The organism is Thiohalomonas denitrificans (assembly GCF_016841685.1).
Taxonomy (GTDB): domain Bacteria; phylum Pseudomonadota; class Gammaproteobacteria; order Thiohalomonadales; family Thiohalomonadaceae; genus Thiohalomonas; species Thiohalomonas denitrificans_A.
Window position 1 is genome coordinate 1 of the sequence record NZ_JAENYR010000043.1, and the last position, 3,666, is coordinate 3,666.

A 3,666-nucleotide genomic window follows, 5' to 3' on the forward strand; every position below is an offset into this window, starting at 1 on the left:
TCCGCACGACTCCATGGATGGAGGAGTCAGAGCGAAGCAGGATGCCCGAGCCGAGTCGATCAGTGTTAAGTCCGACAGGCTCCTAGGAGCCTCTCCCGCTATGGTCGTTCCTCAGGGCAACCGCCTACTTTGAAGCGAGCGGTGTAAGTCCTTGACAGCAGGTCGTCGGCAGCACGCCGCCAGGGATGGCGGTGTTAGACAATGCAGGAGCACACTTGTCGAGGGATGCTGCCGTCGAGCGTACACGGATGAACGATGATTGCTCCGGCATCATCTTCACTTCCTACATCCCTGTAGGTCGTCTTCACAGCGTACCTGCTATCGAGGACTTGGTTCGCTCGCCGGCACCAAAAATGGGAGTATGCGTTTACCCTGAGTTGTTCCAGTTGTTCCTTTCACCGCAGGAGCCCGTCCAAGGGCGAATGCCGAACGAAACCAATATTTGCTCAGCGGCCGGGCTCCTACAAAACGGAGGCGTATCACCCCGTTTCGGTTCCGGGCGGCATCGGCTACGATCACTGCCTGTCGCGCGCACAGCGAGAAAGAGATGAAAACGCACGAAATTCTCGGCCAGTTGAGCCAGATGCATCAAATGATGGCGCACCTCCTGGAGTCGGTACCCGATGCCGACGCCTACCGCAGCTTTACCGCCGAAATCCCGCCACTCGCCTGGTTGTTCGGCCGCGGTGTGTATGTGGAGACCTACTGGCTGCGTGAGGTTCTGGAAGGCGACGAGGACATGACAGCGCGGGTGCGCCCGCTGTTCGCCGCCGGGGTACAGCCGGACGAGGCCCTGATTCAACAGCTCCCTCCCCGTGAACATCTGCTGAACTGGGCACTGGAGCTGCAGGACGAGAATCTCATGCGGCTTGCCAATCCACAGCGCCTGCTGCCCGCCGACTCCACCCTTGAAGACAACCGCCTGCCGCTGTTGATCCTCCAGGAGTACGGGCGGCTCTACGAAAGGACCCTGGCCCAGCTGACGGCGCGGCGCCTGCAGGAATCCTTTCCTTATCAGGTGAGCACGCCACTGGAGCCGTGTCCGCCCTCCGAACAGCACGTCGATGTACACAAGGGCATGTTCCGGGTGGGGGCAAAGGACGACCCGGCTGCTCGCGACAACGAACTGCCCACCCAGGTGGTACAACTCGACGCCTTCCGCATCGATTCCTTACCGGTGACCAGTGGCGCATTCCTCAGCTTCATGGAGGCCGGCGGCTACGACGAGCCCGCCTACTGGAGCGAGGAGGGCAACCGCTGGCGGGCGTCCCATTCACACCATCCGGTCCACTGGCGCCGGGATGCGGCCGGTGCCTGGTACGGTGTCGGCCTGAATGGCCCATTCGATTTGGTAGCCGAAGAGCCGGTGATGGGAGTCAGTCGCCATGAGGCCGAGGCCTATGCCAGGTGGGTCGCCTCTCAGGGTGAGCGACTCGCCGGCGCCGTACTCCAGCACGAATACCAGTGGGAAGTAGCCGTGCGCAGCCAGGCGATCACCGACCGCGGGCGGGTCTGGGAGTGGTGCGCCAATCCGTTCGAGCCCTACACCGGCTACACTGCACCGAAGTACCCCGAAGCCGCCACCGCATTCGAGGCGGATCACTATCCCTTGCGCGGGGGCTGCCTGCACAGCCAGCTGATCCTGCGCCACACCAGCTATCGCCATCACGCCGCGCCCGATGATCGCTACCGGTTCAGCGGCCTTCGCCTGGTCTTCCCGGGCTCGGATATGCCCTGGCATTAAAAAGCAGTGGCGAGTGGCGAGTGGCGAGTGGCGAGTGGCGAGTGGCGAGTGGCGCGTGGTCAAGAGCCTGTCCGAGAATAGCAATGGGGTCCAAAATGCAGGTTGGCGCTGAGGAACGAAGCCCAACAAAATCAGCCCGGGGTTCGCATAACTCACCCCACCCAACAGGCTCCTATTGGTGTCCATGCATGTAGGAGCGACGGAAGTCGCGATATGCCGAATCGCGGCTTCCGCCGCTCCTACGGCATCTCGGTATGTCGCCAAAGGAGCGTATTAAATACGATTCCGGAACAGCTATAGTGTCGAGGAGGCGAGCAACCTGACGCCTCTGGTGTTTTTCGTCCCTCGTGTCAGAGTTGTTATCCTTAGAGGCATTGTCGAGAAACCGGACGAGAGGATCATGAATCAAGACGAACTGCCCGAAATCAGACTGGATACCGCCAACCTCTATCGTGAAGACACCTTCACCGATCGCCAGGCGGGCATTCTGCGGCGCATGACCCCGGTGAAGACCGACGGCAGCACCGATGACAGCCGTGGAATCCTGTTTCTGGGCCAGACGCAGTTGATGACCCAGATGGGCGCCCTGCCGGTCTCCTTTGAAATGGAGGTGGACACCCTCGAAGAGGCACTGGAGCAGTTCCCCGAAGCGACCAAAAAGGGCATCCAGGATACCCTCGAACAGCTCCAGGAGATGCGCCGCGAATCCGCCTCCTCCATCATTACCCCTGGACAGGGCGGCGGAGTGGGAGGAATGGGCGGCGGCCCCGGTGGCGGGCTGCAGATGCCGTAGCGGCAACCGATCCCGAGGGCGGAATCGAAACGGTCGGGTCCTACTGCAACCTGGCCGTTTCATCTGCCGTGACTCCAAAAGTACCCGCACGGGTTTCGAATCCTTTGACACGGAGCATGATCGCCACCGGTGAGAGGCCCCAATTTTTCGTTTCGAAATGAAATCCAGTAGTCCCGCATCACCCGGTCGTCCGGATAAAGCCGCTGTAGCGCCCGCTCGATGGCCAGCAGAGGTCCGGCACCCTCGGTACGCTGGCATCCTTCGGCAGCGGTTTCCCGCTGGACCAACATCGGGTACTCCCAGCAGTTCCACCTGCTTTTTCGCGGAAGCCCCCACTGCATAAATAGCCCCGTCAGGCCACGGCCAGTCCCTGCCTCGCTCCCGACGGGTGCAACTGCGCCAAATAAACCTCCTGCGTGACCAAAGTCCATTGGCCCGCCGTATTGCTGGAGGTATCAGCCGCGGTACTTGAATCCGATCCCTTGCACCGGTATATTAGAACGCATCTAAATCCGGTTAGCCATTCACGAACAAGGAGCCATCATGAACGTAGACCAACACGTAAAAGTCGCCCAGTGGCACATGGAGCAGGCCCGCCTGCACGCCACCAAGGAGCATTCCTGCGGCTGCCCGCTGAGCCCGGAATATGAAAAGATCATCAAGGAAGTGGAAAGCGGCAAAATCATGGAGGAGCTGGTCTGCAGCGCTCCCAATTAAGGAGCGTTAAGCCCGGCACAAAAAACCCGCCATTCGGCGGGTTTTTTTTGTGCCTCGCCTTCAGGGCCGAATAAAAAACGCCTCCGGAGCGAATCCGGAGGCGTTTTTGAGACCCTATTCCAGCGCGTTGGCAGCCTGTCGAGCTTGGATAATCGTAGCGAGAGCGAGGCAAAATGTTCACGATTTTTGAGAACGTGAATTTCGTAACGAAAATCGAGGAAATTTGGACTGCTCTCCCGTCAGCGCATGCCTGCATGGCAGGGATTGCTCCCTGCAATCCTCCCGCATTCCCCACATCCCTGTGGGTCCGCAGGGATTGCTCCCTGCAATCCTCCTGCATTCCCCACATCCCTGTGGGTCCGCAGGGATTGCTCCCTGCAATCCTCCTGCATTCCCCACATCCCTGTGGGTC

3 protein-coding genes are annotated in these 3,666 nt (G+C 60.2%); all 3 read left to right on the forward strand.

Annotation, left to right across the window (positions count from 1 at the left end; all coding sequences use genetic code 11):
- The first annotated feature begins 547 nt into the window (after positions 1 to 547).
- Positions 548 to 1,744 (forward strand): SUMF1/EgtB/PvdO family nonheme iron enzyme, encoded by a 1,197-nt coding sequence (locus tag Q7L05_RS10465; RefSeq protein WP_303905871.1) that lies wholly within the window; start codon positions 548 to 550, stop codon positions 1,742 to 1,744.
- 400 nt (positions 1,745 to 2,144) lie between these two features.
- Positions 2,145 to 2,537: a hypothetical protein gene (locus tag Q7L05_RS10470; protein ID WP_303905874.1), complete on the forward strand. Its 393-nt coding sequence runs from the start codon at positions 2,145 to 2,147 to the stop codon at positions 2,535 to 2,537.
- Between the two features lie 543 nt (positions 2,538 to 3,080).
- Positions 3,081 to 3,254: a hypothetical protein gene (locus tag Q7L05_RS10475; protein WP_303905876.1), complete on the forward strand. Its 174-nt coding sequence runs from the start codon at positions 3,081 to 3,083 to the stop codon at positions 3,252 to 3,254.
- The last annotated feature ends 412 nt before the right edge of the window (positions 3,255 to 3,666 follow it).

Coding starts and splice junctions, on each gene's coding strand:
- Q7L05_RS10470 (WP_303905874.1), top strand. CDS start 2,145: ATGAATCAAGACGAACTGCCCGAAATCAGACTGGATACCGCCAACCTC.
- Q7L05_RS10475 (WP_303905876.1), top strand. CDS start 3,081: ATGAACGTAGACCAACACGTAAAAGTCGCCCAGTGGCACATGGAGCAG.
- Q7L05_RS10465 (WP_303905871.1), top strand. CDS start 548: ATGAAAACGCACGAAATTCTCGGCCAGTTGAGCCAGATGCATCAAATG.